Annotated in this window: 30 protein-coding genes; 11 read left to right on the top strand and 19 right to left on the bottom strand. The window is 69.6% G+C overall.

The features are described 5' to 3' along the window. Positions 1-236: 236 nt before the first annotated feature. The 3 genes from ACZ4E1_RS36840 to ACZ4E1_RS36830 form a co-directional block, all read right to left on the bottom strand. On the bottom strand, positions 237-515 hold the full coding sequence (locus ACZ4E1_RS36840; RefSeq protein ID WP_467547817.1) for a hypothetical protein: 279 nt from the start codon (positions 513-515) through the stop codon (positions 237-239). A gap of 18 nt (positions 516-533) precedes the next feature. Continuing rightward, positions 534-1,193: a hypothetical protein gene (locus ACZ4E1_RS36835; RefSeq protein ID WP_467547815.1), complete on the bottom strand. Its 660-nt coding sequence runs from the start codon at positions 1,191-1,193 to the stop codon at positions 534-536. 500 nt (positions 1,194-1,693) lie between these two features. Then, positions 1,694-1,876: a hypothetical protein gene (locus ACZ4E1_RS36830; protein WP_467547813.1), complete on the bottom strand. Its 183-nt coding sequence runs from the start codon at positions 1,874-1,876 to the stop codon at positions 1,694-1,696. A gap of 353 nt (positions 1,877-2,229) precedes the next feature. On the opposite strand from ACZ4E1_RS36830, the gene ACZ4E1_RS36825 reads away from it, so the two are divergent. Beyond that, complete coding sequence (locus ACZ4E1_RS36825; RefSeq protein ID WP_467547811.1) at positions 2,230-2,505, top strand: hypothetical protein; 276 nt, start codon at positions 2,230-2,232, stop codon at positions 2,503-2,505. A gap of 59 nt (positions 2,506-2,564) precedes the next feature. On the opposite strand, the gene ACZ4E1_RS36820 is transcribed toward ACZ4E1_RS36825, so the two are convergent. Next, a complete protein-coding gene (locus ACZ4E1_RS36820; protein WP_467547809.1) occupies positions 2,565-3,704 on the bottom strand; it encodes a hypothetical protein in 1,140 nt (379 codons plus the stop codon). Positions 3,705-3,938: 234 nt separating this feature from the next. Between ACZ4E1_RS36820 and ACZ4E1_RS36815 the strand changes: the two genes are divergently transcribed. Both ACZ4E1_RS36815 and ACZ4E1_RS36810 read left to right on the top strand, forming a co-directional pair. Next, positions 3,939-4,463: a hypothetical protein gene (locus ACZ4E1_RS36815; protein ID WP_467547807.1), complete on the top strand. Its 525-nt coding sequence runs from the start codon at positions 3,939-3,941 to the stop codon at positions 4,461-4,463. Between the two features lie 116 nt (positions 4,464-4,579). Next, entirely contained in the window at positions 4,580-5,167 is a 588-nt protein-coding gene (locus ACZ4E1_RS36810) for an IS1096 element passenger TnpR family protein (protein WP_467547805.1), read from the top strand. 271 nt (positions 5,168-5,438) lie between these two features. Here the strand turns inward: ACZ4E1_RS36810 and ACZ4E1_RS36805 are convergent, their stop codons facing one another. The 5 genes from ACZ4E1_RS36805 to ACZ4E1_RS36785 all read right to left on the bottom strand — a co-directional run bounded on the left by ACZ4E1_RS36805 (position 5,439) and on the right by ACZ4E1_RS36785 (position 8,240). Beyond that, positions 5,439-6,047, bottom strand: a complete 609-nt coding sequence (locus ACZ4E1_RS36805; RefSeq protein ID WP_467547803.1) for a hypothetical protein — start codon at positions 6,045-6,047, stop codon at positions 5,439-5,441. Positions 6,048-6,138: 91 nt separating this feature from the next. Beyond that, positions 6,139-6,903 (bottom strand): transcriptional repressor LexA, encoded by a 765-nt coding sequence (gene lexA / locus ACZ4E1_RS36800; RefSeq protein WP_467547801.1) that lies wholly within the window; start codon positions 6,901-6,903, stop codon positions 6,139-6,141. Positions 6,904-6,994: 91 nt separating this feature from the next. Beyond that, positions 6,995-7,570 carry a transcriptional regulator gene (locus ACZ4E1_RS36795; protein WP_467547799.1) on the bottom strand — a complete coding sequence of 192 codons (576 nt, stop codon included), beginning with the start codon at positions 7,568-7,570 and terminating at the stop codon, positions 6,995-6,997. Positions 7,571-7,671: 101 nt separating this feature from the next. Continuing rightward, positions 7,672-8,007, bottom strand: a complete 336-nt coding sequence (locus tag ACZ4E1_RS36790; RefSeq protein WP_467547797.1) for a hypothetical protein — start codon at positions 8,005-8,007, stop codon at positions 7,672-7,674. Next, entirely contained in the window at positions 8,004-8,240 is a 237-nt protein-coding gene (locus ACZ4E1_RS36785; RefSeq protein ID WP_467547795.1) for a type II toxin-antitoxin system CcdA family antitoxin, read from the bottom strand. Before ACZ4E1_RS36785 ends, ACZ4E1_RS36790 begins: the two co-directional genes overlap by 4 nt. A 152-nt stretch (positions 8,241-8,392) precedes the next feature. On the opposite strand from ACZ4E1_RS36785, the gene ACZ4E1_RS36780 reads away from it, so the two are divergent. Next, positions 8,393-8,680: a hypothetical protein gene (locus tag ACZ4E1_RS36780; RefSeq protein ID WP_467547793.1), complete on the top strand. Its 288-nt coding sequence runs from the start codon at positions 8,393-8,395 to the stop codon at positions 8,678-8,680. 19 nt (positions 8,681-8,699) lie between these two features. Here ACZ4E1_RS36780 and ACZ4E1_RS36775 read toward each other — a convergent pair whose 3' ends face one another. From ACZ4E1_RS36775 to ACZ4E1_RS36755, 5 genes are all read right to left on the bottom strand, one after another. Beyond that, on the bottom strand, positions 8,700-8,924 hold the full coding sequence (locus ACZ4E1_RS36775) for a hypothetical protein (RefSeq protein ID WP_467547791.1): 225 nt from the start codon (positions 8,922-8,924) through the stop codon (positions 8,700-8,702). 30 nt (positions 8,925-8,954) lie between these two features. Beyond that, on the bottom strand, positions 8,955-9,167 hold the full coding sequence (locus tag ACZ4E1_RS36770) for a DUF6332 family protein (RefSeq protein WP_467547837.1): 213 nt from the start codon (positions 9,165-9,167) through the stop codon (positions 8,955-8,957). A 272-nt stretch (positions 9,168-9,439) separates the two neighbouring features. Beyond that, positions 9,440-10,126, bottom strand: a complete 687-nt coding sequence (locus tag ACZ4E1_RS36765; protein ID WP_467547789.1) for an ATP-dependent DNA ligase — start codon at positions 10,124-10,126, stop codon at positions 9,440-9,442. 111 nt (positions 10,127-10,237) lie between these two features. Next, the gene (locus tag ACZ4E1_RS36760; protein WP_467547787.1) at positions 10,238-10,609 is read right to left on the bottom strand and encodes a hypothetical protein; all 372 of its coding nucleotides are present in this window, start codon (positions 10,607-10,609) and stop codon (positions 10,238-10,240) included. Positions 10,610-10,808: 199 nt separating this feature from the next. Beyond that, entirely contained in the window at positions 10,809-11,552 is a 744-nt protein-coding gene (locus ACZ4E1_RS36755; RefSeq protein WP_467547785.1) for a TIGR02391 family protein, read from the bottom strand. Between the two features lie 155 nt (positions 11,553-11,707). Here ACZ4E1_RS36755 and ACZ4E1_RS36750 point away from each other — a divergent pair, with 155 nt between their 5' ends. The 3 genes from ACZ4E1_RS36750 (at position 11,708) to ACZ4E1_RS36740 (ending at position 14,616) form a co-directional block, all read left to right on the top strand. Then, a complete protein-coding gene (locus ACZ4E1_RS36750) occupies positions 11,708-13,687 on the top strand; it encodes a hypothetical protein (protein ID WP_467547783.1) in 1,980 nt (659 codons plus the stop codon). A gap of 45 nt (positions 13,688-13,732) precedes the next feature. Continuing rightward, a complete protein-coding gene (locus ACZ4E1_RS36745) occupies positions 13,733-14,008 on the top strand; it encodes a hypothetical protein (RefSeq protein ID WP_467547781.1) in 276 nt (91 codons plus the stop codon). Between the two features lie 386 nt (positions 14,009-14,394). Beyond that, complete coding sequence (locus tag ACZ4E1_RS36740; RefSeq protein ID WP_467547779.1) at positions 14,395-14,616, top strand: hypothetical protein; 222 nt, start codon at positions 14,395-14,397, stop codon at positions 14,614-14,616. A 411-nt stretch (positions 14,617-15,027) separates the two neighbouring features. Here the strand turns inward: ACZ4E1_RS36740 and ACZ4E1_RS36735 are convergent, their stop codons facing one another. From ACZ4E1_RS36735 to ACZ4E1_RS36725, 3 genes are all read right to left on the bottom strand, one after another. Beyond that, entirely contained in the window at positions 15,028-15,501 is a 474-nt protein-coding gene (locus ACZ4E1_RS36735; protein WP_467547777.1) for a helix-turn-helix transcriptional regulator, read from the bottom strand. After that, the gene (locus tag ACZ4E1_RS36730) at positions 15,498-16,058 is read right to left on the bottom strand and encodes a hypothetical protein (RefSeq protein ID WP_467547775.1); all 561 of its coding nucleotides are present in this window, start codon (positions 16,056-16,058) and stop codon (positions 15,498-15,500) included. The genes ACZ4E1_RS36735 and ACZ4E1_RS36730 overlap by 4 nt, the downstream gene beginning before the upstream one ends. 815 nt (positions 16,059-16,873) lie before the next feature. Continuing rightward, complete coding sequence (locus ACZ4E1_RS36725; RefSeq protein WP_467547773.1) at positions 16,874-17,140, bottom strand: RNA polymerase subunit sigma-70; 267 nt, start codon at positions 17,138-17,140, stop codon at positions 16,874-16,876. 86 nt (positions 17,141-17,226) lie between these two features. Here ACZ4E1_RS36725 and ACZ4E1_RS36720 point away from each other — a divergent pair, with 86 nt between their 5' ends. Then, a complete protein-coding gene (locus ACZ4E1_RS36720) occupies positions 17,227-18,996 on the top strand; it encodes a zeta toxin family protein (protein ID WP_467547771.1) in 1,770 nt (589 codons plus the stop codon). Here the strand turns inward: ACZ4E1_RS36720 and ACZ4E1_RS36715 are convergent. Then, positions 18,983-19,264, bottom strand: a complete 282-nt coding sequence (locus ACZ4E1_RS36715; RefSeq protein WP_467547769.1) for a hypothetical protein — start codon at positions 19,262-19,264, stop codon at positions 18,983-18,985. The genes ACZ4E1_RS36720 and ACZ4E1_RS36715 overlap by 14 nt on opposite strands. 114 nt (positions 19,265-19,378) lie before the next feature. On the opposite strand from ACZ4E1_RS36715, the gene ACZ4E1_RS36710 reads away from it, so the two are divergent. Next, positions 19,379-22,036 (top strand): ATP/GTP-binding protein, encoded by a 2,658-nt coding sequence (locus ACZ4E1_RS36710; protein ID WP_467547767.1) that lies wholly within the window; start codon positions 19,379-19,381, stop codon positions 22,034-22,036. Between the two features lie 75 nt (positions 22,037-22,111). Beyond that, positions 22,112-22,510, top strand: coding sequence for a GNAT family N-acetyltransferase (locus ACZ4E1_RS36705; protein WP_467547765.1), 399 nt, complete (start codon positions 22,112-22,114; stop codon positions 22,508-22,510). 3 nt (positions 22,511-22,513) lie between these two features. Here the strand turns inward: ACZ4E1_RS36705 and ACZ4E1_RS36700 are convergent, their stop codons facing one another. After that, positions 22,514-23,878 (bottom strand): hypothetical protein, encoded by a 1,365-nt coding sequence (locus ACZ4E1_RS36700; protein ID WP_467547763.1) that lies wholly within the window; start codon positions 23,876-23,878, stop codon positions 22,514-22,516. 175 nt (positions 23,879-24,053) lie between these two features. On the opposite strand from ACZ4E1_RS36700, the gene ACZ4E1_RS36695 reads away from it, so the two are divergent. Beyond that, entirely contained in the window at positions 24,054-24,365 is a 312-nt protein-coding gene (locus ACZ4E1_RS36695; RefSeq protein ID WP_467547761.1) for a DUF6300 family protein, read from the top strand. The last annotated feature ends 3 nt before the right edge of the window (positions 24,366-24,368 follow it).

Raw genomic sequence — 24,368 nt, 5'->3', positions numbered from 1 at the left:
GCACTCGATGCAGAACACAGTCACTCCCCCAGACAGGAACCCGACGAACACGACCACGCGTCGACGAAATAAAACTACCGGGCTTTCACGAATCAGTAGCGCAATCCGGCCTCCGTGCCACCGGCACGAAGCTATAGTCGAGCCAGACCTCCCGCCCGCGGGTGGTTCTTCGGTGGCCGGCGCCCTTGCCACCCGCCTCGGCGGATTGGGCGCCGGCCAACTTCATCATCGCCCGGTCAGGTTCCGCTTCCACCCCACAACTCCGCCGTCGATGCGGCCGGCACGCGGCGCGGGCCCTTCTTCAGCGCAGGTTCGGCGTTGAGCAGTTCCACAACGTCCCGGGTCGGCGAGTATCCACCGGTTCGCTCGGTCAGGTACGCGCGCAGGGCCGCCTTGCGTGCTGGAGCGGCGGTGGCACCGTCAAGGACACCGGTGGCCAGGACATCGGCAGCAACTTCGGGCAGTTGCCGAGCCAGCGCGGAGTACGCCTGCTTGGCCTCATCGGCAGCGCGCATGTGTGCCTCACGCAGAGCCTAGTGGCCCAGCAGACTCAGGCCGGTGGGGCGCTCGACGGAGCGAAGTTGAGGGTGCTCACGCAGCGCGATCCGTTCACGTTCGGCCATCTTGGTCGCCTCCCTGAAGGCGGGCAGCTGAACCAGCAGACCGGCGATCCGGTCGACTTCCTCAGAGGTGTGCGGTGGGTCTTTCGGCTTGGTCAGTTCGGGTTCGGCGTAGTCCTCAGCAAGCTCCGCAGCGTCTGCCTCCAGCTCTGCGTGCCAGTCGGCATCGGCGTCCCATACGTGCGCTACGCCGTCGGACATGAACTGCACAACGAGGTTGTGGCATCGACCGTGCTCGGCTCGGGCGCGCTCCTGCAGCTCCGCCAGCCGTGCTCGGCCCTTGCGGTCCAGCTCGCTCATCTCGTCTTCGTCCGCGTCAAACTCCTCGGCGTCGAACCGGTGGTCCTGGACGTAGAGGAAGACCGGCCGTGCCCGGCCGGCGAGCTCACAGAACGCCTCGAGGGTCATGTCGTCGGCGTCGAACTCACACGAGTGCCCTTCCAGCCTGAGCGCCCCCTTGACCAGATGCAGGCCCTGCTCGCTGGCCAGGTCCGCAAGAGATTCCCGCATCGTGTCCAGGTCCCGTGTCGGACTGCCCATGTCCGCAGCACGCTGCTCCATCACCGTGGTCACCTGTCTCACTCCCTTCTCAAACCGGTTCCGAGCACACCGCCCGGACCTGGCAGGTGACCGTAGGGACACGCACTGACACCTCGACCTCGGATGCAGTAGTCCCAGCGCCAGGCTGTTGGGCCGACAAGGGGAGTCCTGACTCTTCCCGGCCATCAAGAAGAGCCCGATCTCACTGCCAACTACCCGCCTCCCGGACGCACTTCATCTTGACCATGGCCGTGCCGGTCCTGTGCCCACCACTCGATCGGGTGGGTGACCGGCGGCTGCCTCCCCTGTTGACGAACCAGCCCTCAGCCTGGCGTCCGGCAGCTCTCACACGCCGACAGCGACCTGCCGGAAGTCCTCCGCCTGCCCCAGGACGCCGAGTGCGCGGCGTTCGGCGGAGCGCGGGCCTATCCGGTCATCGACGACGAGCCCGCCGCACGGGCGGCAGCTGATGGAAAAGGCGCTACCTGTCGGCACTGGCAGTGGGGAGCTGACGTACCGGGGGCGGCAGCTGGTCATCGGACCCACCATCCGGCGAGTCCGCCGGCGACGGTCAGCACCGTCGTCAGCAGGCGGACCGGAATACGCTGCCCGGTCAGCCGCCAGCCGCCCACCCGGCAGTCCACGTACGGCTGCTGCCGCGGCTCAACCGGGGTAGTGCGGGCGGCGGGGAAGGAAGAAGTCGGGGCCGGGCTCATGATGGATGACTCCTCGGAGATTCAGGGCGCACGGCGGCGCCGCGGCACGGGTGAAGAGAAGACCGAAGCCCCGCCGTCGGGCGGGGCTTCGGTTCGGCACGGAAGGTACGGGGAGCAGGAGCTAGGCGCGCAAGTCCGTTCTGGGCTGGCGCTTCTGGCCACTCCGGGCGTGGGAGTGGGCCTGGTCCCGCGGCCTGCTCGGCTGCTAGCCCTCGAGCGCAAGGGCTTCCTGCCCGGGGCGCTGGAGGATGAGACCAGCTTGGGCGTGGCCAGGTCAAGGCTCAGTGCGCGTGTGAGGTTTGACCTGGCCTTTTGCGGTCCGCGTGCCATGGTTCGGTGAGGGCCGGTGGAGAATGACGTGCGTGACTGTTCCTCCTCCGCTGTCGCGGCAACTGGGCCGTGGCGTGGCCGCGCTCATCCCCCAGGCGGGCACCGAGGTGTCCGCCGCCGGCCAGGCAGCCGCCGCCCTCGCGGCCCTGCAGCCGGTATCGGTACAACTCGGCGTCCTCCAGGCCGCCGTGCTCCTCCTCGACGACCTGGCCGAGACCACGAGTGACGAGACGAAGAGAGCAACCGCCGCGGAGACCAGCCGTCTGCTGCAGGCCGCGCTGGGATTCCCGCCTCAATAGAGCGCTAGGGAGTCGAACGCGTCGTCCGATCGCCGCAGCAGTCTCAGGACCTCGCCGTTCTATCCGCGACCGCCTTGCCGGTAGGCGTGATGGACCTGCTCAGCAACGGCTGCGCACCGGCGGAAGACCTCGCGTTGTTCGGTCTCGGCAGTCTGCTGGGCGGTGAAGTCCATCTCCCGGCGTACGGGGTCATAGAGGGGCTCGGCAGACCGCCACCGCCGGTGAACATCGGGATGGAGCGTCTTGAACAGGGCCCTGGTATAGGCGGCCAGGCGCTCGGTCGAGCGGGCGAAGTGACCGGCGCTGAGCGCCTGACGTGCCTTGAGGTTGGCTCCCGGGCCGAGCACCTGGAACGCTCCTGTCAGGACTGAGCCCGTCGGTGCCGGCCCGCCGTCAAGGAGTTCGGCGCACGCGCGCAGCGGCGCGAGGTCGTCGTCGAGGGTGGTCCTGGCCGCGGTTGCCAATTCGGCTGCGGCCATGTCCCAGTCGCCCGTGGTGTGGATGGTGCCGGTGGACAGTCGGCGCCGATGCCACTCGCCGGCGCCGAGCATCTCACCACCGGTCAGGCGGGCGAGCGTCGTTGGGTCGAGGGTGGTGGTGACGGGGGTGTGGTTGGTCGTCGTTGCTGGTGTGGTGAACGTGGCGTGGGTGCGTAGGTGCTGCCACAGGCGCGCGTGGAGCAGGGCGTCTTCACGGGGGTCGAAGTCGCCGCGGGCCCGGGTGAGGTCGAAGCGGCCGTTGCCGTGCTTGGCCCGGCGTGTGCGCAGGGTGTGCCACGACAGAGCTTGGAGGTTCAGGCCGGTGGCCCAGCGGCCACCGCGGGCCTGGTGCAGCACGACCAAGGTGTCGATGCAGCGGTCGAGCAGAGCATCAGGGATACGGGTCACCATCGCCAGGCCGCGCAGGTCGGCCTGGAGGAGACCGTGGCCGATGACGAGATCGGCGTCGGCGTGTGCCGCGAGGGTGCGGTCGGCGACGTCGGGGCCGTCGAAGAGTTCGTCGCGGACGACGGTGTAGGTGCGGTCGTCAGCGCGGGCCCAGACGATGCCGACACGATCAGTCAGCCAGCTCTCGGGGCCTTTGGTCAGTTGGTGACGCGTGACGCGCCCGCCTTTCGCGTAGTCCGCGTCGACGAACGCGATCAGCCTGCGCTGCGGGCGGGCGCGGTGCGCAGAGTTGCGCAGCTTGTTCTTCGCCATGCGCGGACCCTAGGGGCACGCTCTGACATCGGCGTCCGCCGGTGGCGCCCAGCGGGGCGGCGTCGACGGTACCTCGCAGCTAGCCCAGGCGGCTGCCGGGGCGGCTCAGGCCCAGCGGTCCTGTCCTCTTGTCAAGTGACTGCGCCCGATGGGGTCTGCTTGACGGCATCACTCACACGGTGGCGGGTCGAGGTGCTGCACTGGGAGCAGACCTCGACTGTCAGGGAGCAAGCCGTGTCGCCTTCCGTGCCTGAACTACCGTCCCGGGTCGTCGAAGAGCTGGGTGACCGTATCGCCTCCACTGTGGAGGTGCACCAGATGATGGTGCTCACTGCAGACGATGCAGATGCGGCCGAACAGGCGGCCGCGTCCGTGCTGAGCGCTCAGGGCGTCAGCCCGGTCCACGTCACCGTGCGGGCGCCGGCGAACCGTACCGCGGTCATCGACGCCCTCTACTCGGTCCTCTTCCCTGGATCCTGGCACGGGGCCCGGCCCCGCATCCTGTCCGACGCGGAGCGGGAGATCGACGCCGAACTCGCCCGCTGCGGCCGCACCGCACTCGTGGTCCGCGACGCCCAGCAGCTGCGGCCGGACGGGCTGACATGCCTGTACGGGACCTGGCGTGCCGCCGACGACCGGAACCGTCCCTTGTCCCTGGTCCTCACCGGCACCCCTCGGCTGTCCCAGGTCCTCAAGCGGCCCCTGCTCGACAGCATCAACGGCCGCATCTTCACCCGGTATCACCTCAGCCCGAGCTGACCTGTCGCCGTCCCGGCGTGCTGGCCGCCGCGCCTGCAGAAGGCCGTGCTTCCCCAAGAGGAGTGGTTTGCCCGTCCCCCGCCCATGCCAGGTACGGGCAGCGGAAGACTTCAGGCATGACAGAGCAGTGGTGGAGCGTGCGGGTCGAACTTCTCGGCGGCGGGTCGAGCGGGGAGCTCTGGCCGCGTCCTGGAAGGATCTTCGCTGTACATCCGCGGCACTCCTTGCACGTTCTGGCCGAGGCCGTCGATGACGCCTTCGCCCGCTGGGACCGCAGCCACCTCCACATGTTCGAGTTCCCCGCCACCGGCCTCATGGCCACCGAACACCGGCGCTGGGACGTCGAGGACGCGGCCCGGGAACTGGACGCCGACCACACCCGCGTCGACGACGTCCTCACGCCCGGCGCGAGCTTCGAGTACACCTTCGATCTAGGGGACAACTGGCGTCACGCCTGCCAGGTCGCACCCGCACCGATCAACCCAGTCGCCGAACTCGGCATCGTCCCCGACCGGCCGCTCCCCTACTGGGGCTGGGGCACCATCCCCGACCCGTACGGACGCATGTGGGACGGCGACGACGGCGAACAGCCCGTCCCCGATCCTCCCGAGCAGCCATGGCCTTGGGCCAACGCGCCGGAGGCCACCCACCTGACCATGCACTGCCCCGGCCAGTACACACAGACCATCACCCGCACCATCTGAAGCAGCGCGAATCGGGCCCGTGCGCTGCAGCGGCTACCGGGCCGTTCCGAGCAGAGCGCAGAGCACGGCGGTCGCCGGATATCGCATAGCGGCGGACGACCAGGCCGAATGCTCAGTCTCGGGCTCTCCCCGGGTTTGATGGGCGTGCCAGGTCGCGGTGTCCCGCGGTCCCCCAGTTGCCGTGAATCCGCCACGTCCAGGCCGGTCACCGTCGCCGTCCCGGGGCTCCTCGTTCCCAGTCGACCGCTACGCCCCAGGGTTTGAGGCGCAGTCAGAGGTCCTGGAGGACCGCCCAAGGCAGCGCTGCGATCTTTCCGTCTTCGATGCTGAGGATCAGATCCGCGTTCGTGCTCCCAGCCGCCGACTCAATCGTCTGCTGCTGCTCGCCGTCGGGCATGGCGATGAGGACTCCCGCGATCGTCCAGCACATGTCCGTGGCGTACTGCAGGAGCGTCGTCAACGAGGCGGTCTCGGCTGGGGTGAGCAGGCTGGACGCGGCCGTCATGGACAGCAGGACCCGTGTGTCGGGGCCTTCGGGCTGCATGAGGCCCCGGTCGCGCAGCCGGCGGTGCGCGCTGTCGCCAAGGCGTGCGACTTGCTGCTGCAGTTCGTTGACGGTCATGGTCCACAGCTGGGCCGGGGTGGTGATGCCCCGCCCGACCAGGCGGCTGGCGATGCGGTGTCCTTCGGGATCGTGTCCGATGGCGTCCTTCAGTTCGGGCGCGACCGTGGCGCAGTTGTTGGTCTTCGTCCTGCAGGTCTCATTCCGCTCAAGGGTGGTGCGGCGCGGTGCAGGAGTCCGCCGGGGGCGGGGTCGTGGAGGCTTGGGTGCCCACAGGTCCCACCCGGCGTATCCGTCGTTGTCGGAAGGTGCGGTCATTCTCAGGGCCTCCGTTCCTTGGTCGGTTGAGGGCGCCGCGCAGGGCCGGAGCTCCTCCGCGGCCCTGCGTCGGGTGTGCGGGCGTGGTGGTTCACAGTCGTCGCAGGACGGCTGTGACCCTGCCCAGGAGTTCCGCATGGTTGCCCCAGATCGGCTGGTAGGCGGGGTTGTCCGGGGCCAGCCAGGTGTCGGCGCCGTCCTTGCGGAGCCGCTTTACGGTGGCCTCGCCGTCGAGCATCGCGATCACGACGTCGCCGTGTTCAGCGGTCTGCTGGCGCCGCGCGACGATCGTGTCGCCGTCCAGGATTCCGGCGGCGCCGTTCATGGAGTCGCCGACCACGGTCAGCGCGAACAGCTCGCCCGCGCCGACAAGGGTGCGGGGCAATGTGATCGTGTCCTCGATGTTCTCCACCGCGGTGATGGGCACACCGGCCGCGATACGGCCGACCACAGGGACATCGACCCCGGAGTCCGTCCGGCCGAACGGGAGCGCGCCGTCCCGCGGCTGGGCGGGCACCGGGACTTCGGCACCCGAACGCGTGCCCGCCGGTCGTGGGCCGACCGAGGACGCGGGATCGCGTCGGCGCTGCGACGGTTCGGCCGGCACGTACGCGCGCGGTCGGTTCGGGTCACGGCGCAGGTAGCCCTTGCGCTCGAGGCTGCGGATCTGGTGGGAGACGCTGGAGGTGCTGGACAGGTCGACGGCGTGGCCGATCTCCCGCAGGGACGGCGGGTAGCCGTGCCGCTGGATGTGGCCCTCGACGAAGCGGAGGATCTGACACTGCCGGTCCGACAGGCCGTCCTCGTCGAAGCGGATCCCGGCCGGCCTTCCCGCTCGGTGCTGCACCGTGCCCATCGCGGCCCCCTCTTTCAGCCTCACGCATATGGCAAAGGCACATTACCGCGCGTGTCGGACAACGCACCGCCTCGTGCGCCTGCCTCACGGGTCAGGCGGCGAACCCAATGTTCATCACGTACTCGTAGGCCCCGTACTCGGAGCCGAGGTCGACGGTGATGCCGTTGAACCAGGCCTCGTCCATCGCCTCGTCATCATCAGCCGCCCAAGCGGAGACCATCTGGTCCCACCGGCGCACGTTCAGACTGCGGAAGGACACGTCCCGCTGTCGGGGGCGGGTGACCTGGGACTGGTTCAGCGGGTGGAACTCGACCCGGGTGCCGCGGCCTTCACGGTTCAGGCGCTGCAGGAGGTGGCGGGCGACGTTCTGGCGGCGGACCTGGAGGTAGGCGGCCTCGAGCTGGGCCAGGGACTTCCTGGACGGGTTCGCCTTGCCTTCGGCCCACCGCTTCAGGGTGCGGTCGGTGACTTTCAGACCGGCCGCGCGGGCGGCGGCCTTCGCATGTTCGGTGCGGGTCAGGTAGTGCAGGCGCGCGAGCATGCCGCGGCGCTGGGTGACCGGGGTCGCGATGAACCCGGCGAGCTGGTCGAGCCGGCGGGCGGCGGCCTCGTAGCCCTTGATCCCCTGGGCGCCGAACTTGCCGAACTCCAGGTTTCTGTCGGGCATTTAGTGCTCCACTCCCGGTGTCTTGGTGGTGTCGTCGGCGATCGCGGTCTCGCGGGCCGTGACAAGTGCGGTGCGGAACTTCTCCAGCAGTGCCAGCCCGCTCAGTCGGTGAGGTCGAGCGCAATACGCAGGGTCCGTGAGACCGCGGCCATCTCCTCGTCGGAGACGATCCCGAGGTACTTACCTGAGGTGATCGCCGACACGGTGAGGGTCATGATCTGGGTGCCGATGACATCGCCGGTCACGGGTGTGGTGATCCTGGTGGACAGGAGAGTGTCGGGCGCGGTGCCGGTGGTGTCGACGAGGACGGTCACGGCGGTGCGGGGAAACACCGACAGGGCGGGGTCCGCCTCGATCACGAGGAGGGTGTGTCCGCTGTGCCGGCCCGGGATCTCCCAGGCCTGGCCGCGTCGCAGCGGCGGAAGGTTGTCGCTCACGCCGCGGTCCCGCCATGCAGCTCATCCAGAGCGTCGAGCTGCAGCTCGTCGAGCTCGGCGTACGTGCGGAGCCGGGATTCCTGCCACTGGGACAGGCGGGCGGCGGAGTCACGCACGGCCTGCGCCATGAGCGCCTTGGCCGCGTAGGCCGACAGGTTCCCGCCGGCTTCGCTGTTCACTGCCGCGAGGACATCCTCGGGCAGACTCACGGTCACGCGCTTACGGGTGGTCATACCCATCAGCATACCTACTTGCATACGACTTCTGCTGGGGAGTCGGCGCTGACGGCGCCCTCCGTCCGAGGGGGTTCGGTGGTGCTCGCCTGCGGCGCGAGTCGGGATCCGCGCAGGCCATGGCGGGGGCGGGGCGGAGTTAGGATCCGGCGGTGACTGATTTCGATGCCCTCGTCGCTCTTGAGCAGGCCGCCCAGGACGAACACGCGAAACTCCTCGAACTGCAGGAACGCTTCACCAGCCAGGGCGAGGAGGATGTGCGGGTACCGCCCGGCGAGTGGTCGGCGGAGCAGCACGCGGAGTTCGACGCGCAGTGGCGGGTGTGGAGGGACGCGGCCTGGAGATCGCTCGCCGCCCAGGCCGAAACCGACGACCGGCTCGCCGCCGAACAGGCCGTGAAGAAGGCCGTCCGGCACCCCGAGCTGAGTGACGCAGCCTAGGCGACGGCGCGCAGTCGGCTCAGGCGTCTGCCCCTGCCGAAGGTTCCGGCCACTCCTGCAACGGCCACTCGGTGTCGGCGCCCCATTCCGTCAGGATGATCCTTGCGCCCGGATAGTTGCCGTGCTCGTGGACCAGAGCGGCCCACTTCCTCTCGGCCGTCTCCGGCTCGTTCCACCAGCCGTCGAGGACTCGCCGGCCGTCCCGGATGAGGGCCACGTGGTAGCGGCCCGGCGGCTCGGTCACGTCGCTCACCGGCCTTGCCGCCGGTTGGCGTCAAAACGCCTCAGGACCCGCACGGCGCGCCACACGGCTGCCGTCGCGGCCGCGGCGGAGCAGGGCGTGCTTCACCGGCGTGGAAACTTCCACGACCAGGGTGGGTGCCCAGAACGCCGCGAACACGAGCGCGGCCAGGAACGCGGCCGTCACCAGCGCGTAGCCGATCTCGACCGTCACCGCGTCCTTCTCCCACCGCGACTCACGCCCCATCTCCCTGTCCACTCCGCCAGTCTCACACCCGGTCGCGCCCGGCCCCGGGTGCCGTGCGCGGGTGTCTCGTGGACGGCCGGTCGGGTGTATGGCTACCGGACGCGGATCATCGTGACGACGCGGTGGCGTGTGGTGCCGGCGGCCACCTCGATCACGGCGAGTCCCTCACGGACGGGGGTGTACGGCTCGCCCGCCGCCGTGACCTCCCTCTGTCGTGGCCCGATGTCGGCCAGGTAGGGGGAGATCTGGCCGGCCAGGGCGGTCGTCAGGGTCTAGGTGAGGGCGATGCGTCCGTCAGGCAGGGTCACGGCGAGCTGCTTGGGCCGGGCCGGGCTGCCGGTGTAGCCGACGACGTCGGCGTCGACCACGTTGCTGTGCCTGACCTTTCTCCACACGCGGGTGCTGCGGTACGGGCTCATCGCCCGCTTGGCGACGACTCCCTCGATGCCCTGGTCCTTGAGGGAGTCGATCCACAGCCGGGCGACCTCGATGTCGTCGGTGGCGGGGACGGCCTGGATCGGCGGCGGCACGTCCTCCAGCACCTCGAGCAGGATCCGGCGCCGTTCCTGGTAGGGCTGTCCTCGCAGGTCGCGGCCGTCGACGGCGAGGCAGTCGAAGACGGCGTAGGTAGCGGGGTGCTGTGCGGCGAGGGCGGCGGCCCGGCGTGGGGTGGAGTTGGCGCGGGACTGCGCGGCGGAGAAGTCGCACTTGCCGTCGATCCAGATGACGGCCTCGCCGTCGATCACCGTGCCCGGTCGCAGTGCGCTCTGACCGGCGACGGCGAGGTCGATCCAGGAGGCGGTGACGGTGCGGCCAGAGCGGGCTTGGCAGAGCACGCTCTGGTCAGTGCGGTGCATGACGAGGCGGTGACCGTCGAATTTCGGCTCGTAGAACCAGCCATCACCGGCGGGCAGCGCCGCCACCTGCTCGGCCAGTGCCACCTCTACCGGGTACTCCACGCCGTCAGCCTCTCGTGTGACCTGGTCTTTCGCGCGCGGGGCTGCTCCGGCCGGGCCAGGACGCCTCATCTCCCACGTCACCACGGAGGCAGCTGACGCGGCCCTCCACGTTCAGGCGCCCTCATCGGAGTCAGCACGCGGGATCCGGACGCCGCGCAGACCAGGCATGGGGTTGCACAGCGTGCACGGCACCAGCTGGCGCTGCCCGACCTCCCACCCGAGCTCCTCCGGCTTGTAGAAGTCGAGCGGCCTGGGCTGGTCACGGCAGCCGCCACGATGCAGGATGTCCGGCCCCTCGTCCGTGCGGGCCGCCTCGATCGTGAAACGGGACTCCCGGTAGGCGACCTCCTTCATGCGCTCCCACTCAGCGGCCTTCTTCTCTAGGCCGGCGATGGCCTTCCGGGTCTCCCGTAGCTGGTACTCCAGCCACATCTCGACCGCCCTGTGCTTGGCCAGCCGCTCCTCCGGACTCAAATCGCTCACATGTTTGATTATATGTTCCCGCGCCCTCAGGCTTCCCTGCTCACTGCCGGGGTGCGGACGCACGGACCCCGGACTCACTGAGAAGCCGGAGAAGAAGTGATGCCGGACTCCCCGCCGAGCCAGCACCACCGGACCAGGCCTAGGACCCTGACTGGTTGGCTCCGCCAGGTGCACTGCCCACCCATGGTCCGTTCTGCCGCTACGTGGTTGCGGGGGTCTGGCGGCGCTTGGCGCGTTCGACCTGGCGCAGCAGCAGGTCGGCGAACTGGATGATCTCGGCTGCCTCGATGGGATTGTCGAAATCGACGGTGCGGTGGCTGGCGGGGTTCTTGTACGCGCCCATGGCGCCGGCGAACAAGGCGGAGGCGGCTTCCTGCTCGCCGCCTTCGGCTCCAGCGTCGGCGAGCGGGCCGCCGACCTTGCCGTTCTGGTGTGGCTGGAATGCCTTGCGCATCAGCGGCACACCGACCAGGGAGTTGTCGAGGCCGGAGGCGTCCCGGACGGCGACCTCAACCGCCTTCATCGCTGCGAAGCACGCGGTCTCGTAATCGCCTAGGTCGAAGTTGGTGCGCACCGTGCCCTCCAGGGCCGGGTGGAGCGGGCCGGACAGCCGCTGGCGGGCTTCGAACCGCGTGATGCTCTCAGGGTCTTTCGCCAGGTTTCTGCCGTCGAGGGCGAGTTGACGGAAGGCTTCCGACTGGCTCGGAACCCGGGACAGCAGCGCGTGTGCCTCCAGCCAGGCCCAGGCATCGGAGAGGCGGTCGACGAGACCCTCCGCGTCCGGCTCGTCCTGGAACGCCTGGCGGGCCGAGCCCATCGTTGCGCCGTACTGCAGGAAGCCGGTGCTGGCGGCGAGATGCTGCAGAAGGAGGAGCGCGACATCCCGGGTGGGCAGCTGCCGGATCTGTTCCGCCGGAACCGGCGGTATGAACGTGTACGTCATGAGCGCACGCTACGGCGTGGCACCGACAGCCGAGTTCCGTACCTCGGCAGAGGGACACCGATGGGCCGAACCGGTGACGGCGCGCATCGGTTCTCGTCCTGGCGGGTGGAGGGTGAGGCCCTGCAACAGCCCAGAAGCAGCGGCAGGAGCGGCACATGGCGTATGAGGTGATCAAGGTGGCGTTCCGTACGGAGCTTCACGCCCGGTGGTCGGTGTTCTTCGACCACCTGCGGGTGCCGTGGGCATACGAGCCGGTGACCTTCTACGACAGCGAAGGCTCGCCGCGCACGCCAGCGTTCTGGCTGCCAGAGCAGCGGATCTGGTTCATGGCGGAGGTCACAGCCCCGGTGTGGTGGGCCCGGTTCTCAATGGCGGCTTCGGGCCGCCACGATTGGTTCGCCGACCGGGATGAGGAGGCAGACGGCTGCCCGCCAGTGGAAGTTGCGGAGGAGTGGCACGGCAAAGCGCTGCTGGCCGAGGGACCCTCCTTCCCAGATGACACGGCAGGCGTCGACACGTGGGGTCGCCCTGACCCCTGGGACGGGCCGTGGCGGTTCCACGAAGCGAACGGGATGAGCATCTACGACGACGAGCCCTATCAATGGACAATGTGCCCGCAGTGCGGGGCCTTTGGCGCAGAGTTCTGCGGCTACGCCGAGCGGCTGCCCTGCGGATGCCTCGACGACCGCGAGCACCATAAGGTCGCAGGAGGCAGCGACAAACGCCTGCTGGCCGCCTACCGGGCCGCGCAGCTCGAGCAGTGGCATGCAGACGACTTCACCGACCCGCACGCGACCGTGCTGTGGCCTACCGTGCGCGAGGCCCTGGTCGATCAACCCGGCGCCGCGGCCGCCGCCGCGACCTGCGCGGGCGAGTGCCGGTCGCTCGCCGAGCAGCTGCGCCAGGAGCTGCGTCCGCCTGTTGCCGAGGACAGCGAGGGCCTCGCCACGCTGTGCTCGGCGTGCCCAGGGTTCGTGTGCGGGCTGTGCGGCGAACGGCCGGCCTCCGCGGCCGGTGTTCCGTGCCGGACGTGCGAGCCGGTCGTCCTGCTCACGGAGAACCAGGCGAGGCAGCGGCTCAACTGGAGGGTAGATCAGCTCGCTGCCGCGACGGGTATGCACGCACGCCGGGTCAACGGCATCGTCAACGACTCGATCGGTGCGAAGACGCGGTCAGGGGTCTCGCTCGCTGAGCTCGGCGTCGCGCTCACCAACGTCGAGCGGTGGCTGGAAGACCCGTCGTCCATGCCCGCCGGGCTTCCCACCCCCTCCACCGAGGATCTCGACAAGCTGCATGGGGCCGAACTGCGCAAACTCCTCACCACCAACGTGGGGCCGCTGGCGGGCGCGCTCCGCGAACCGATCCCTTTCGTCCAGAAGCAGCTCAACGACTGGATGGGCGCGCCCAGCCGCGCCAAAGCGACCGACGAGCAACTGCGCGACGCCATCATCCAGTCCCGGGCCTGGATCGAGGACCCCGGCTCGTACCGCGCCTACACCCACCCGGAGGCACCCGAGCCCGGCGGTCTGGCCGCGCCGATGCGCACGAAGAAGGCCATCGCCGACTCCGCCTGCAACCTGTGCGCCGCGCCGGTGATGGCCGGCGAGCTCACCGGCCGGATGCCCCATCCACGTCGCCCATACGTGCCGATGGGCTGGCTGTGCGCCCACTGCCTGTTCGACCGGCGGGCCAAGCCTCGCCTTGCCGACGTGCTCCTGCGGATCTTCCACCACACCTTCAGCGGCAGCTCCACCACGCTGTTGAACGCCACCGAGGCCGCGGTGCTCGTCGAAGCGCTGCAGACGGTTCCCACACCGGACAGCGACGAGCACCTCCAGGACGCGATCACCGCGCTGCGTCAGGGCATCGACGCCCCGGAGCCCGTGATGGGACTCAGCTATCACCCTGCCCATGCCGCTGTGGCCGCTCTCCGCGCGGCGAGCCCGCAGGCGGCCGAGGCTGGTGACGCCACTGTCCTCGCCGCAGTCGCCCAGCACTTGGCCGAGTGGCAGCACAACCCCCAGAACATCGACCAGGCCCGCTACAAGAACCGCACCGAGTGGCGGCAAGCCGTCCTCGAGAGCACGCTCACCCCCACCGCCCTGTCCCAGCGCGGCGGCCCCTTCTGGGTGTGACGCCACGGCGCCGCCGCTTTGCCTGACCATCTGGAGGAACACCCAATGCCGTACCACGTCACACGCGACATCACCGCCGGCCCCATCGCCCTGCCGGGCGTTCGCGGATCCGTAGGGGCCGTGTACTCCGAGCACCGCACCGACAAGCCGGGATACGGCGGCTCAGTGGAGCTCCCCGCCATGCTGGAACTTCTCGCTGCCATCGAGACCGGGCAGATTACCGCAGCCCAGGCCCAGGAGGCGCTCGCTCCCTTCCTCGATCGGCTCGCAGAGTACGACCGTGAGATGCATGCCCGGATCACTCGCTACGACTACAACTGAAAGCAACGGACCTTGCCGTGCGGATGCCGGTGGGTATCAGCACACCGGCGTGCTCAGGGCCCTGCTGCGCGCAGCGTGCTGACGTACGCGGGCATGAAAGGCAAGGGTCGGTTCGAAGACTGCAAGACCATGCATGAGCAGGATGGCTCGGGCGTCGTTGACGATGCGGCCGCGGCCTTGACGCCAGGGCCTCCCCCTAACGCTGTGCGTACGCAGCGGCGGCCCACGCGCAGCACACTATCCACGCCACTCTCGGGGAGGCCGCAGGACGTGGCAGCGGAGGCGCCGCATGTTGTCTGGGAGCAGAGGCTGCGATGCTGCGGCTGTCCGTCGTACGAAGGGTGAGAACGTTGACAAGTCCTGATCTGCCTCCGGCTCAGGATCCCATGACGGTGGAGGCCCTTCTGGCCCGTTGGCCCACTGCTGCGGAGAAGAGTGAGCTCGTCGACGGAGTCCTCTACTTCACTGGGGTGTTCGACGAGCGGGACCGGCTGTGCGCGGAGCGCACCTATCCGGGGCGGCGGGCGCTTATCAACTCTGCGGGCAATCTGGAAATTCACCCGTCGGGCGACGGCACGCCGCAGTCCGTGCTCGACCGATACCGGTGACTCCCGCAAGCGGCGTCCATCACCGCCAATGGGCTTCCCCTTCGGCTTCGTAGTGGAGCTGGTCGTAGTGGTCGTCATCCGTTGCGTCGGAGGTCGCGACGTTGGCGGCCGGGCGGACGGTGGTGGAAGGCTGCGCCCCCGCGGTCTTCGCTGGTCTCAGGCTGGGACGGCTGGCGAAGCTGAAGGACAGGTCGCGGGTCGAGCGGCCTGTGCCTGGTGTCCCAGCTATCGAGGCACGATGTAGGTGCGGTGGATGCCGTGGATGTCGGTGCGTCACACGTCGGCCCCTGGCTCACGGGAGACCAGGGGCAGACGAACCGGTTCTTCGTACGCTCGAGGCTCCGCTTCTGGAGAAATTGAGCGGCGCCTGATCCGAGGTAGGCACCGGATGAGACAGCGTTATGTGCCGAATTAGCCAGCTAGCCGAAGCTTCGGCAGTTCCATCTGCGGCGTCGGCGCGTGCTCGCCACCGTCGGGATCAGGGTCGAACATCGTGCCGGCCCTTGGGTCGGTGCGGCGTGGCGGTCGCACCCCTGACTCGTACAGCAGCGGCCAGATGTACGTGTCCGGATCATTCAGGTGGTTCAGCATGTGCGCTGCGGACTCGTATCCGGCCAGCAGCGGGTGGATGAGCAGGGTGCCCCGCTTCGATCGGCCTTCCAGGATCCCGATGTCCCGCAGCTGCCCGATCGCACGTGACACGGCGGCCTGGCTGATCCCGAGCCGCTTGGCGAGATCGGCCTGTGTGAGCCTCACCAGTCCGCCGGGTTCCTGCCGGGCCTGCAGTACATCCAGGACGTCGCGGGCGGTGCTCGTCAGTTTCGCGTTCGGCAGGTCTTCCCAGATCGCGGGGTTGTGGACGAGGGGTACGCCGGTGGAAGTCATCGGTTCCTCATCTCGGAGTCCTTGAGCGGAGGCGTGATCTGGCGCTCGGTGAGGACCTTCTTCAGCTTCGCCGACAACGCCCGGTGCTTCTCGCTTCCCCACCTGTAAGCGTAGAGGGGGTTGAGCTGATACCGCTTCTGCCGGACCTTCCACGCGAAGTTGTGCTGGTCCAGCAGCTTGATCGCCCGGCTGATCTTCGAGTGATGGCAGCCGAAGTACGTGCCGAGTTCCTGCTGCGAGGCCGTCACGATGCCGTCTGCGTCGTGTGTGACGGCGAAGTGGTCCAGCAGGTCCCGGGCCATGGGCGTCAGCTCGAAGCGCCACAGGTTCTGGTGCACCTCGTCGCTGATCGCCAGATGCGTGCCGCCGGGGAATGCGTACGGCTTCGGCGGAGGCTTCGAGTGGAAGGTGCCCCCGTTACGCCCGAGCTTTTCCAGAGCCTTCAGCAGCGCAGGCGACTGATCCTGCACATCCTTCCTCGCCGGATCCGGCACAGGAGACAGCCGCACGGTCCTGCTCACTGCCGGGCCGGCGGCATTCCGCCTCGCTTGGGGCACTGACCTGCTCCTTTGCCGATCTTCAGATGCCGCTCAATATAACTAACGAGGTATGTAATTCGGCGTGCTGTGCACGACACGGCGCGTTGCTCTTGCTCAGGGAGACTTGTGCATGCAGCTGCATAACTTTCGAAGATCGACACGCCCGGCTTTGTGCAGGTCATGCTGCACAAAACTTTCGCGTTTTCGCAGGTCAGAGCTGTTCGGCCTCTTCAAGACCTCAGCCACCTGATGCCGGTTTCCACGTGCACCGATCCACGGGTGGACCCTGCGGGCCCCTCCGCCTTCGCTCCGGTCCCTCGGGGTGCCACTCCAGGCCTCCTCACCAGCACAGGCCCTCGGCGACTCAGGACTCGGCAGCAGAAGAGGTGACTGAGCCGGGTGGGTGGTGCAGACAGCACACGCGCGCCTCCGTCGTCGGCTTGCGGCCACGTTGTGGCGGGCTTTCGTCGGCTGAGGTCGTCAGGTGGAGTATCGAGCGGTGCTGGAGAACGATAGTCGTCGAGGTCTCGGCACTCAGAGATGAACTCTTGCAGTGCGTTGCTGGTGAGTGATGGCTCCGCGTTCGCAGGGCGCTCGGCCCCAACTAGAGCCACAGGGCTGACCAGTACGTTGACGCCCGCCACAGCACAGCAGCAGCCGCTACCCCAGACCGGGCGCAAGCTCGCCTCGCGCGCCCGCATCCGTGACGGCGGGGAGCGGCAAGCCCACCCCGATTCCGAGCCCACAGACGGTGGCTGAGAAGGGATCGCCCCCGCCTGCCCTTCGCCTGGTCCGAGACCCGGCACGCCAGCCGTGATTCAGCCGGGCCCGGTCTATCTGTCGGCTCGCTTGCCCGTGGCCCGCCCCTCGGCGATTTGCTGTGCTCGGGCGCGGCTGACCCCGAGGTGTTTGCCGACCTCGGCGTGGCTCATCCCTGCGCCGCGCATCTCTTGTACGGCGGTCTGCCGGGCTTCGCGTAGCCACCGCTGCAGGTTGGGGATTGCTTCCAGCACCTTACTGATGTCCTTGGCGCGCTCCGTCGGATCGCCTTGTTCGATCAGGTGCTGAAGGTTCTCGAAGGGGCTCGGTGGCGTGGCCATGAGGGCAGTGTAAGGGGTGCCTTGACACCTCGTAAGGGGTCCCCTTACGTTTGGTCGTCGATGAACCAGGCGGCACGGAGGGCGAGTTGAGCAGCGCGGCAGCGGTTCTGAGCGAGAACGAGCACCAGGATGTGCTGCACAGGCTGATCCTTCCTTCGGCCACGGAGCACGCCGTGCCGCAGGAGAGGCCGGTGCTGGTGGTCGTCGCCGGGCCGCCCGGGTCCGGCAAGACCGAGGTCGGCGACCTGGTCCAGGCGGCCCTCGACCGCCGGGGCGGCGCCGTACGCGTCGGCCGCGATCTCTACAAGCAGGTGCACCGTCGGTACGCCGCCCTCCTGGAGGAGGACGTGCGCACCGCGGGTGTGCGGGTGCGCCCGGACACGATCCGCTGGCAGGACGAGGTGGAGGAGTTCGTTCGCCGTCACCGCTTCGATGCTGTGGTCGAGTCCGCGCTCGCCTCAAAGGACGAGTTCCGTGCCCTGTCGGCCGGCTACCGCAGCTCGGGCCACCGGATCGAGGTCGTGGCGGTCTCGACGGCCGAGGCGCTGGCCCAGCTCGGCGTCCTGGACCGCTTCCTCGCCGGTGAGCTCCGGTACGTGTCCTGGGAGAACCAGGACACGTGCACTGCAGGGATGTTGCGGACGCTCGCGGCGATCGAGGAGGAGCAGCTGGCGGACCGGGTGGTCGTGGTCCGACGGGGCATGGAGCCGTTGTACGCCAACGAGCTCACCCGCGAGGGCATCTGGGCCCGGCCGGCGGCCGCGGCCACGACGGCAAAGGCCGAGCAGCTACGCCCGTGGGGCGCACGGCAGACTCGAACCTTCCGCCGGGAACTGACGCGCGCGGAGGTGCTCGTCCACGACGAGCGGCTGCCGGCCGACGCGCGGCTCGCGGTGTCGAGGGATGCGGAACGCGCAGCTGCGGCCGCCGAGCCCGTACGGCGGATCGCCCACCCCCTGCCGGGCCCGCCCGGCACGGGCTACCACCGCCTCGGCGTCGAGGAGCACCGGTGGGCCTTCGATGAGCTCATCGCCCCGGTCCACCTGCGGCGTGCCACGTTCCGTCCGGACCCGGTCGTCGTCTACCTGGTCGGGGAGTACGGGGCCGGGCAGCTGATGGCGGGCCGGATGGTGCGGCGCGCGATGCGACCGCGCCCTGTCCGTCTCGAACCAAGCGGCTTGCGTGGTGCGCACCCGGACTACTTTCAGCTCGTCACCGACAGTCCCCGCCTCGCCGACGAACTGGTCCGCCCCGACGCGGACGAGTGGCAGGCCGAGGCCGAGGCGTACCTGCGCGAGCAGCGCAGCGACCTCACCATCGAGGCCGACTACCTCACGGCTGACGACTTCTGCCTCAGCGTGTCCCGGTTCGCGCGTGCCCGCTACCGGATCGAGGTCGTCGCGCTCGCCGGCCGTGTGGCGGACAGCAGGCAGAGCACGTTCATCGGCCATGCCCGCGCCCTGGAGCTCGACGTGATGACCACGCTGCCGACCCCGGCCGCGCACGCCCGTTCCCGCCGGGTCGCCGCCGAGATCGTGGAGGCCGCGGCCGCCGACCCGGACATCGCCGCCGTCACCGTGCTCGACGCCGACCTCCAGACGCTCGGCCGCGACCACGCCGCGCCATGGGCGCTGACCGCCGAGAGCCTGCGCCCCTACACCGAGCGGGAGGCCGCCCGCTTCCACGCCGCCCAGCAGGCCCTGCACAAGATGCTGCCGCGGATGCGCGAGGAACTGAGCGACATCACGGCGCAGGCCCGACCGCTGATGCCCGCCCGGTGGCAGGCCCGGCCGGTGGAGCACCGGCCCGGCCCCGCACGGCCCCTGCTGCTCGCCACCGGGCTCAGGACTGGGTGAGCTCCTTGAGCCGGGCGGCGTAGAGGAGGGCGATCTGCACGGTCTCGTCCTCGTCGGCGTCCTCCAGCTGGTCCAGATCGTCGGCGGCCTGGTCCCGGCCCGCGCGCCACGCGGCCACCTGCTCCGGATCATGGCCCCCGGTACGGGCTTCGGCGAGGCGGGCCTCGTACCAGGCGCGGACCCGCCTCACGAGCTCGTAGGCCTGGCCGGCATCCCCGCCTGCGCGGTGGAGCGGCCGGGGGTCTTCGGGAGTCACTGGGTCGGTCATGCGGGTACCACCTTCGGGTCGTGCTGAGTGTGTGACCGGCCATTGTCCGTGACGCGGCTTCACCGACCGGGCCCTGGGCATAGGTTGGATCGAGTCGATCACCAGGGGGTTTTCATGGCGGGGCAGGATCTGCGCGCGCTGTTCAGCACCAACGACCGGCAGATGGAGGCCCGCGAGGCGTTCACCGACCGCCGCGGGCAGTGGCAGTTCGTCCAGGCCGCGCTCACCGAACACCTCGCCCGCCTCACCGCGCCCGGCTTCGACGTGGAGGACCTCGAGGCGCCACGCAACAACGTCATCGTCTTCCACGGCGTCGGCGGGATCGGCAAGTCCACGCTGTCGCGCACCCTAGAAGCGGCGCTGGCCGGCGTCGACGGGCGCCCCGCCAGGTGGGGCGCGCCCTCCTGGCCGCCCCGGCCCGCGCTGCTGCCCGTACGGATCGACCTCGCCCGCTCCGCCGGCACCGACTTCGAGCAGGTCCTGCTCACCATCCGCCTGGCACTCGCCGCCCGCATCGGCCGGCCCCTGCCCGCCTTCGACATCGCGCTGCGCCGCTACTGGGACCACCAGCACCCCGGCGAGAGCCTGGAGGAATACCTCACCCGCGGAGGCCTCGCCGGCCGCTTCGGCAAAGCCCTGCCGCAGCAGATACAGGCCGCGCTCGGCGACATCGCCCAGGCGCTCATGCTGCCCGGCAGCATCGGCGGCGCCGTCGGCCAGCTCACCGGCGCCCTCACCCAGGCCCTGCGCGAACGACGCCAAACGGTACGGGCCCTGGCCGGCTGCGCCCGGCTCGCCGACCTCCTCGAGGCCGAACCCGACGTCGACGCCCTGTCGTACTACCCGCACCTGCTCGCCTGGGAGCTCGCCCAGCTGCCCGCCGACAAGCAGGTGGTGCCCGTGATCCTGCTGGACACCTTCGAGGACACCGGCACCCGCACCCACCGCGACCTGGAACGCCTGCTGCAACGCCTGGTGTGGCTGATGCCGGGCGCGTTCTTCATCGTCACCGGCCGCGGCCGGCTGCAGTGGGCCGACCCCGCCCTCGAAGGGCAGCTCGACTTCACCGGCCCGGCCGCCTGGCCCGGACTCGCCGAGCAGACCGTCCCCGCCCCGCGCACCGCAGGCGCCACCGCCGGCGGGCGGCAGGTCCTCATCGGCGACTTCAGCGCGGACGACTGCGACGACTACCTCGCCCGCCGCCTCGTCAAGGACGGCCAGCCCCTGATCGGGCCCGAGCTGCGGGCCGTCATCACCGCCCGCTCCCACGGCCTGCCCCTATACCTCGACCTCTCCGTGCTCCGCTTCCTCGAACTGCGCCGCACCGGCCACACCCCCACCCCCGAAGACTTCGACGCCGACTTCCCCGCGCTCATCACCCGCACCGTCGCCGACCTCACACCGGACGAACGGCACATCCTGCGCTCGGTCAGCATCTTCGACGCCTTCGACCTCGAGCTCGCCACCCGCACAGCCGGACTCCCCCACCAGGCCGCCGCCGCCCGGCTCATCGAGCGCCCCTTCGTCCGCCACAGCCCCTTCGCCCTGTGGGCCTACAGCCTCCACGCCCTCATCCGCAGCACCCTGCGCACCGCGGACGACGCCACCGACGACCGGTGGACCGACGCCGACTGGACGGCCGCCGCCACCCGCGCCCTGGCCGCACTCGGCGAACAGTGGCGCGCAGCAACCGGCCCCGACCGGCGGCTCCTCGTCGGCTGCCTGCGCCAAGGCCTCGCGATCGCCCGCGAACACCGCCTCGACCTCGACTGGCTCACCGACGCCGCACACGCCTACACCGACGACTACGTCTGGGAACCCCTCCCCCTCCCCGACACCGAGGGGCCGGCCACCGCCGCGGACGCACTCGCCGAACTCCTCGCCACGCTCGCCCGCCGCCAGCACGAACACCGCTCCCGCACCGTCGAACGCCTCACCGCAGTCCTCGACACCAACCTGCTGCCCGCCGAACTCACCGAAATGGCCCGGTACTTCCTGGCCAAAGCCCACCGCGATCTCGGCAACACCGCCGCCTCCCGCGACGGCATGCAGCAGGTCGCCACGGCCGGCGGCCGCTACGCCCCCGACGCCGCCCGGGGACTGGCCCACCTCGCCCGTGCGGCCGGCGACTTTCCCACCGCTCTCACCACCGCCCAGGCCCTCGGTTGGCCCGGCCGCGGCCACCGCGTCCTCGGCGACATCCACTTCGCTCACGGCGACATGACCACAGCCGCCACCGCGTACGCCGCTGCCCGCACCGAGGCCGAGCAGCACGGAAACCAGGGCGAGCAGGCCATCGCCCAGGCCCACCTCGCCCTCTCCGCCGCCTTCACCCACCCCGCCGCCGCCGACGCCGAACTCGACCTCGCCCAGCAGCTCCTGACCGGACTGGACCTGCGAGCCACCACCTACACCGCGGCCATCGCCGCCGTCATCCGCGACGCCGGCCACCATGGCGTCGAAGACCGGATCCGCACACTGCGCACCGAGCTCGACGTCGCCGGCCTCACCACGCTGAAACCCACCCTCGAGATCGCGCTCGCCTTCCACCAGGCCGTGCGCGGCGACCAGAACGCGGTCGCCGAAACCATCGGCCGGCTCCGCGAGCAGACCCGGGGCGGAGGGTTCGCGTACTACGTCGACATCGCGCAGTTCATGGCCGCCCTCCCGCTCCCGGACCAGTACACCGGGCCTCTCTGGCTCGATGGTGAGGCCCGCACCCGCACTCGGTGGCGTTGCCTCGTCGAACAGCGTGCTGCTTTGATCCGCTGAGTTCTGAATCAGGAATCGGGAGCTGTCGAGACGCTTGAGCCCTTGAGCTCTGCCAGCCACACGAGGGTGGATGTCGTGGATCAGGTTTCGTCGTCATGGGCTGATGCTCTGGCGGAGGAAATCCGGGCCGACTCCCCGGGCGTGGGGCTTGAGCTAGGGATCGATCGCGGTCCGTTCCTCGTCGTGTTCTCGATCTTCCTGCCCGAGAGCGAGCGGGGGAAGGGGCTCGGCACCCGCGTCATGGAGCGCATCACCGCGGCAGCGGATGGTCATGGTGTTCCGATGACGCTCACGCCGAGCCCGAACCTTGGCGGGGATCTGAGCAGGCTCCACACCTTCTACCAGCGCTTTGGCTTCGTCACGAATACCAGCCGCGGCGAGATGCGGGCTGCCCGGGAAGGCCTGGTTCGGGTACCCCGCACCCGCACAGCATTCGACGCCAGCTCATTGACCTATCCCCTGGCCCCGGTGTGAGGTTCAGCGGCGCCATTTGCCAAAAATGCGGCTGATCAAGCCGCGAGACGGCGGGCGAGGGCGCACTACTGGAGGTGACGGGGGCACTGGCGGCCGAGCCGGCATCGGAGGTGCCGCTGGCGCGGGCAGAACGGCCGGACCTCCATCGTCAGGATCGTCGGCTGCGGGGTTCTGCTGCGATCCCGCCTCCGACCCGGCCGGCTCCGGCGGCGCAGTCTCGTCTGGACCTGATGCCGGTGCAGGCAACGCGGCAGCGTCACGTTCGCCGACCACCGACGTGGTGGAGGGCGTGGTGTCCGCGGCGTCGACAGGTCCGGGTTCCTGGTCTCCGTCCTTGTGCGCGCTCGCCTCTGGCGCAGCCGCAGGTTCCGAACTCGTCGGCTGCGCCGCAGCAGCCCGCCGCGCCGGAGGGGTAGGGAACGTCTGTGTGGTGCCGTCGGTGTCCCAGCGCTCGACCTGCCAGGGTTCGTCCACCCACAGCTGCAGTTCGACGCGGTCTTGAATTTTGCCGGGCGCGGGATACAGCTGCCAGTAGCCGTATCCCAGGAACTTGCCCGAGCGTGATGCTGCCGCGATCCAGTCCGCATTGTTGCTGCGGGCCACCACCTCGAGCCGGAGGCGGCGTCCGTCGGCGAGGACGACGGGGTGCTCAGCGACGTACGCGATGACGTAGCTGCGCCGGCCGGACTTTCCGTCGACGGCTGAGGCGGTTGACACCCGTCCCCAGACGGCATGCGGGATGGTCGTGCGGGTCGCGTTCCGATCGATGAGGTCCTGCGCAATCTCATGGACGTCGCCGCGGCTGCGGCAGAACTCCGTCCATGGAATGTCACGGCGGCCGCCGGGCACGACGGCTGCGAACCGACCCACCGCGTCGGGGTCACGGCGCAGCTTCTCCAGCAGTTGCACGATGCGCCGGGCGGAGGCGATCGCCGGCCCTTGCTTGTCGCTCGTCCTCCGAGAGCCGGTGCTCGTCGCCCGGCCGCCGGCTCGAGGGCCAGACGGGGCATCCGGGCCGCGCGTTCCGGCCCGGCCAACCGGCGGGCAGAGCAGCCGCCACTGTCCGTCCTTGCGGACGACCGTGCCGGCCGAATCGATGACGATCTCCTTGCCGCGTTCGTCAAGGTCGAAGGAGCAGTGGGGCTTGTGCTTGCCTCCGGGGTTCTTCGCGTAGTGCGACTTGCGGGAGTCCGGGTTGTCGGCGTTGCCCGGCCGGGCGTGCACAGGAGTCTCGCATCCGCCGCACCGCAAGGGCGTCGTGTAGGGCGGAGCAGGCTTGACGTCGATCGCGTCCCGTTCGTATTTGACATCGTGCGCGTCGTACACCCACGGGATCTTGACGTCGCTCTTCTGCGCCGGCTTGGACACCCTGTCCCTTCCCTCTGACGTGAGCCTGTCTGCTCCGATCGTTCCAGGAGCGGGAGCCGCCTCGCGCCCCGTCCGGGCAAGGTTGACTCATTTGCGATCTTCCCGTCGTCTGACGCCGTTGACGGAGCAGTCTCTCCAGGATGGAGTGGCTCCCACTCGATAAGGGGTCTCTCTCATGGCGCACATCTCCCAGTCCGACAGGCTTCCCCAGTGCTCGCGGTGCCGCGGGGATCTGATCCTCAGCGCCGTGGCGCCGAAGAATGACGCAGCAGGGCGACCCATCCATCTCGAACTGTGCCCGTCCTGCGACGCAGCAGATGTCGAACGGCCAGCCGCCGGCCTGCTTGTTCAGTTCTTTGCCGACGGCGGAGGACACGACGTGACCCGGGCCCGGGAGGCTGCTCAGTTGATGGCTGACTGGACGAAGGAAGTCATGGCGGCGCACGGATGGCAGTGGCGCCCAGGACAGGGCGGCGACGCGCTGTAGTGC

The organism is Streptomyces sp. NPDC025806 (assembly GCF_055558275.1).
The sequence above is the reverse complement of the archived record's forward strand: the minus strand, read 5'-3'. Positions and strand labels throughout refer to the sequence as shown.

Coding starts and splice junctions, on each gene's coding strand:
- ACZ4E1_RS36830 (WP_467547813.1), bottom strand. CDS start 1,876: ATGAGCCCGGCCCCGACTTCTTCCTTCCCCGCCGCCCGCACTACCCCG.
- ACZ4E1_RS36825 (WP_467547811.1), top strand. CDS start 2,230: ATGACGTGCGTGACTGTTCCTCCTCCGCTGTCGCGGCAACTGGGCCGT.
- ACZ4E1_RS36735 (WP_467547777.1), bottom strand. CDS start 15,501: ATGACTTCCACCGGCGTACCCCTCGTCCACAACCCCGCGATCTGGGAA.
- ACZ4E1_RS36745 (WP_467547781.1), top strand. CDS start 13,733: ATGCCGTACCACGTCACACGCGACATCACCGCCGGCCCCATCGCCCTG.
- ACZ4E1_RS36740 (WP_467547779.1), top strand. CDS start 14,395: ATGACGGTGGAGGCCCTTCTGGCCCGTTGGCCCACTGCTGCGGAGAAG.
- ACZ4E1_RS36840 (WP_467547817.1), bottom strand. CDS start 515: ATGCGCGCTGCCGATGAGGCCAAGCAGGCGTACTCCGCGCTGGCTCGG.
- ACZ4E1_RS36755 (WP_467547785.1), bottom strand. CDS start 11,552: ATGACGTACACGTTCATACCGCCGGTTCCGGCGGAACAGATCCGGCAG.
- ACZ4E1_RS36810 (WP_467547805.1), top strand. CDS start 4,580: ATGACAGAGCAGTGGTGGAGCGTGCGGGTCGAACTTCTCGGCGGCGGG.
- ACZ4E1_RS36695 (WP_467547761.1), top strand. CDS start 24,054: ATGGCGCACATCTCCCAGTCCGACAGGCTTCCCCAGTGCTCGCGGTGC.
- ACZ4E1_RS36805 (WP_467547803.1), bottom strand. CDS start 6,047: ATGACCGCACCTTCCGACAACGACGGATACGCCGGGTGGGACCTGTGG.
- ACZ4E1_RS36710 (WP_467547767.1), top strand. CDS start 19,379: ATGGCGGGGCAGGATCTGCGCGCGCTGTTCAGCACCAACGACCGGCAG.
- ACZ4E1_RS36725 (WP_467547773.1), bottom strand. CDS start 17,140: ATGGCCACGCCACCGAGCCCCTTCGAGAACCTTCAGCACCTGATCGAA.
- ACZ4E1_RS36820 (WP_467547809.1), bottom strand. CDS start 3,704: ATGGCGAAGAACAAGCTGCGCAACTCTGCGCACCGCGCCCGCCCGCAG.
- ACZ4E1_RS36770 (WP_467547837.1), bottom strand. CDS start 9,167: ATGGGGCGTGAGTCGCGGTGGGAGAAGGACGCGGTGACGGTCGAGATC.
- ACZ4E1_RS36785 (WP_467547795.1), bottom strand. CDS start 8,240: ATGACCACCCGTAAGCGCGTGACCGTGAGTCTGCCCGAGGATGTCCTC.
- lexA (WP_467547801.1), bottom strand. CDS start 6,903: ATGGGCACGGTGCAGCACCGAGCGGGAAGGCCGGCCGGGATCCGCTTC.
- ACZ4E1_RS36750 (WP_467547783.1), top strand. CDS start 11,708: ATGGCGTATGAGGTGATCAAGGTGGCGTTCCGTACGGAGCTTCACGCC.
- ACZ4E1_RS36795 (WP_467547799.1), bottom strand. CDS start 7,570: ATGCCCGACAGAAACCTGGAGTTCGGCAAGTTCGGCGCCCAGGGGATC.
- ACZ4E1_RS36715 (WP_467547769.1), bottom strand. CDS start 19,264: ATGACCGACCCAGTGACTCCCGAAGACCCCCGGCCGCTCCACCGCGCA.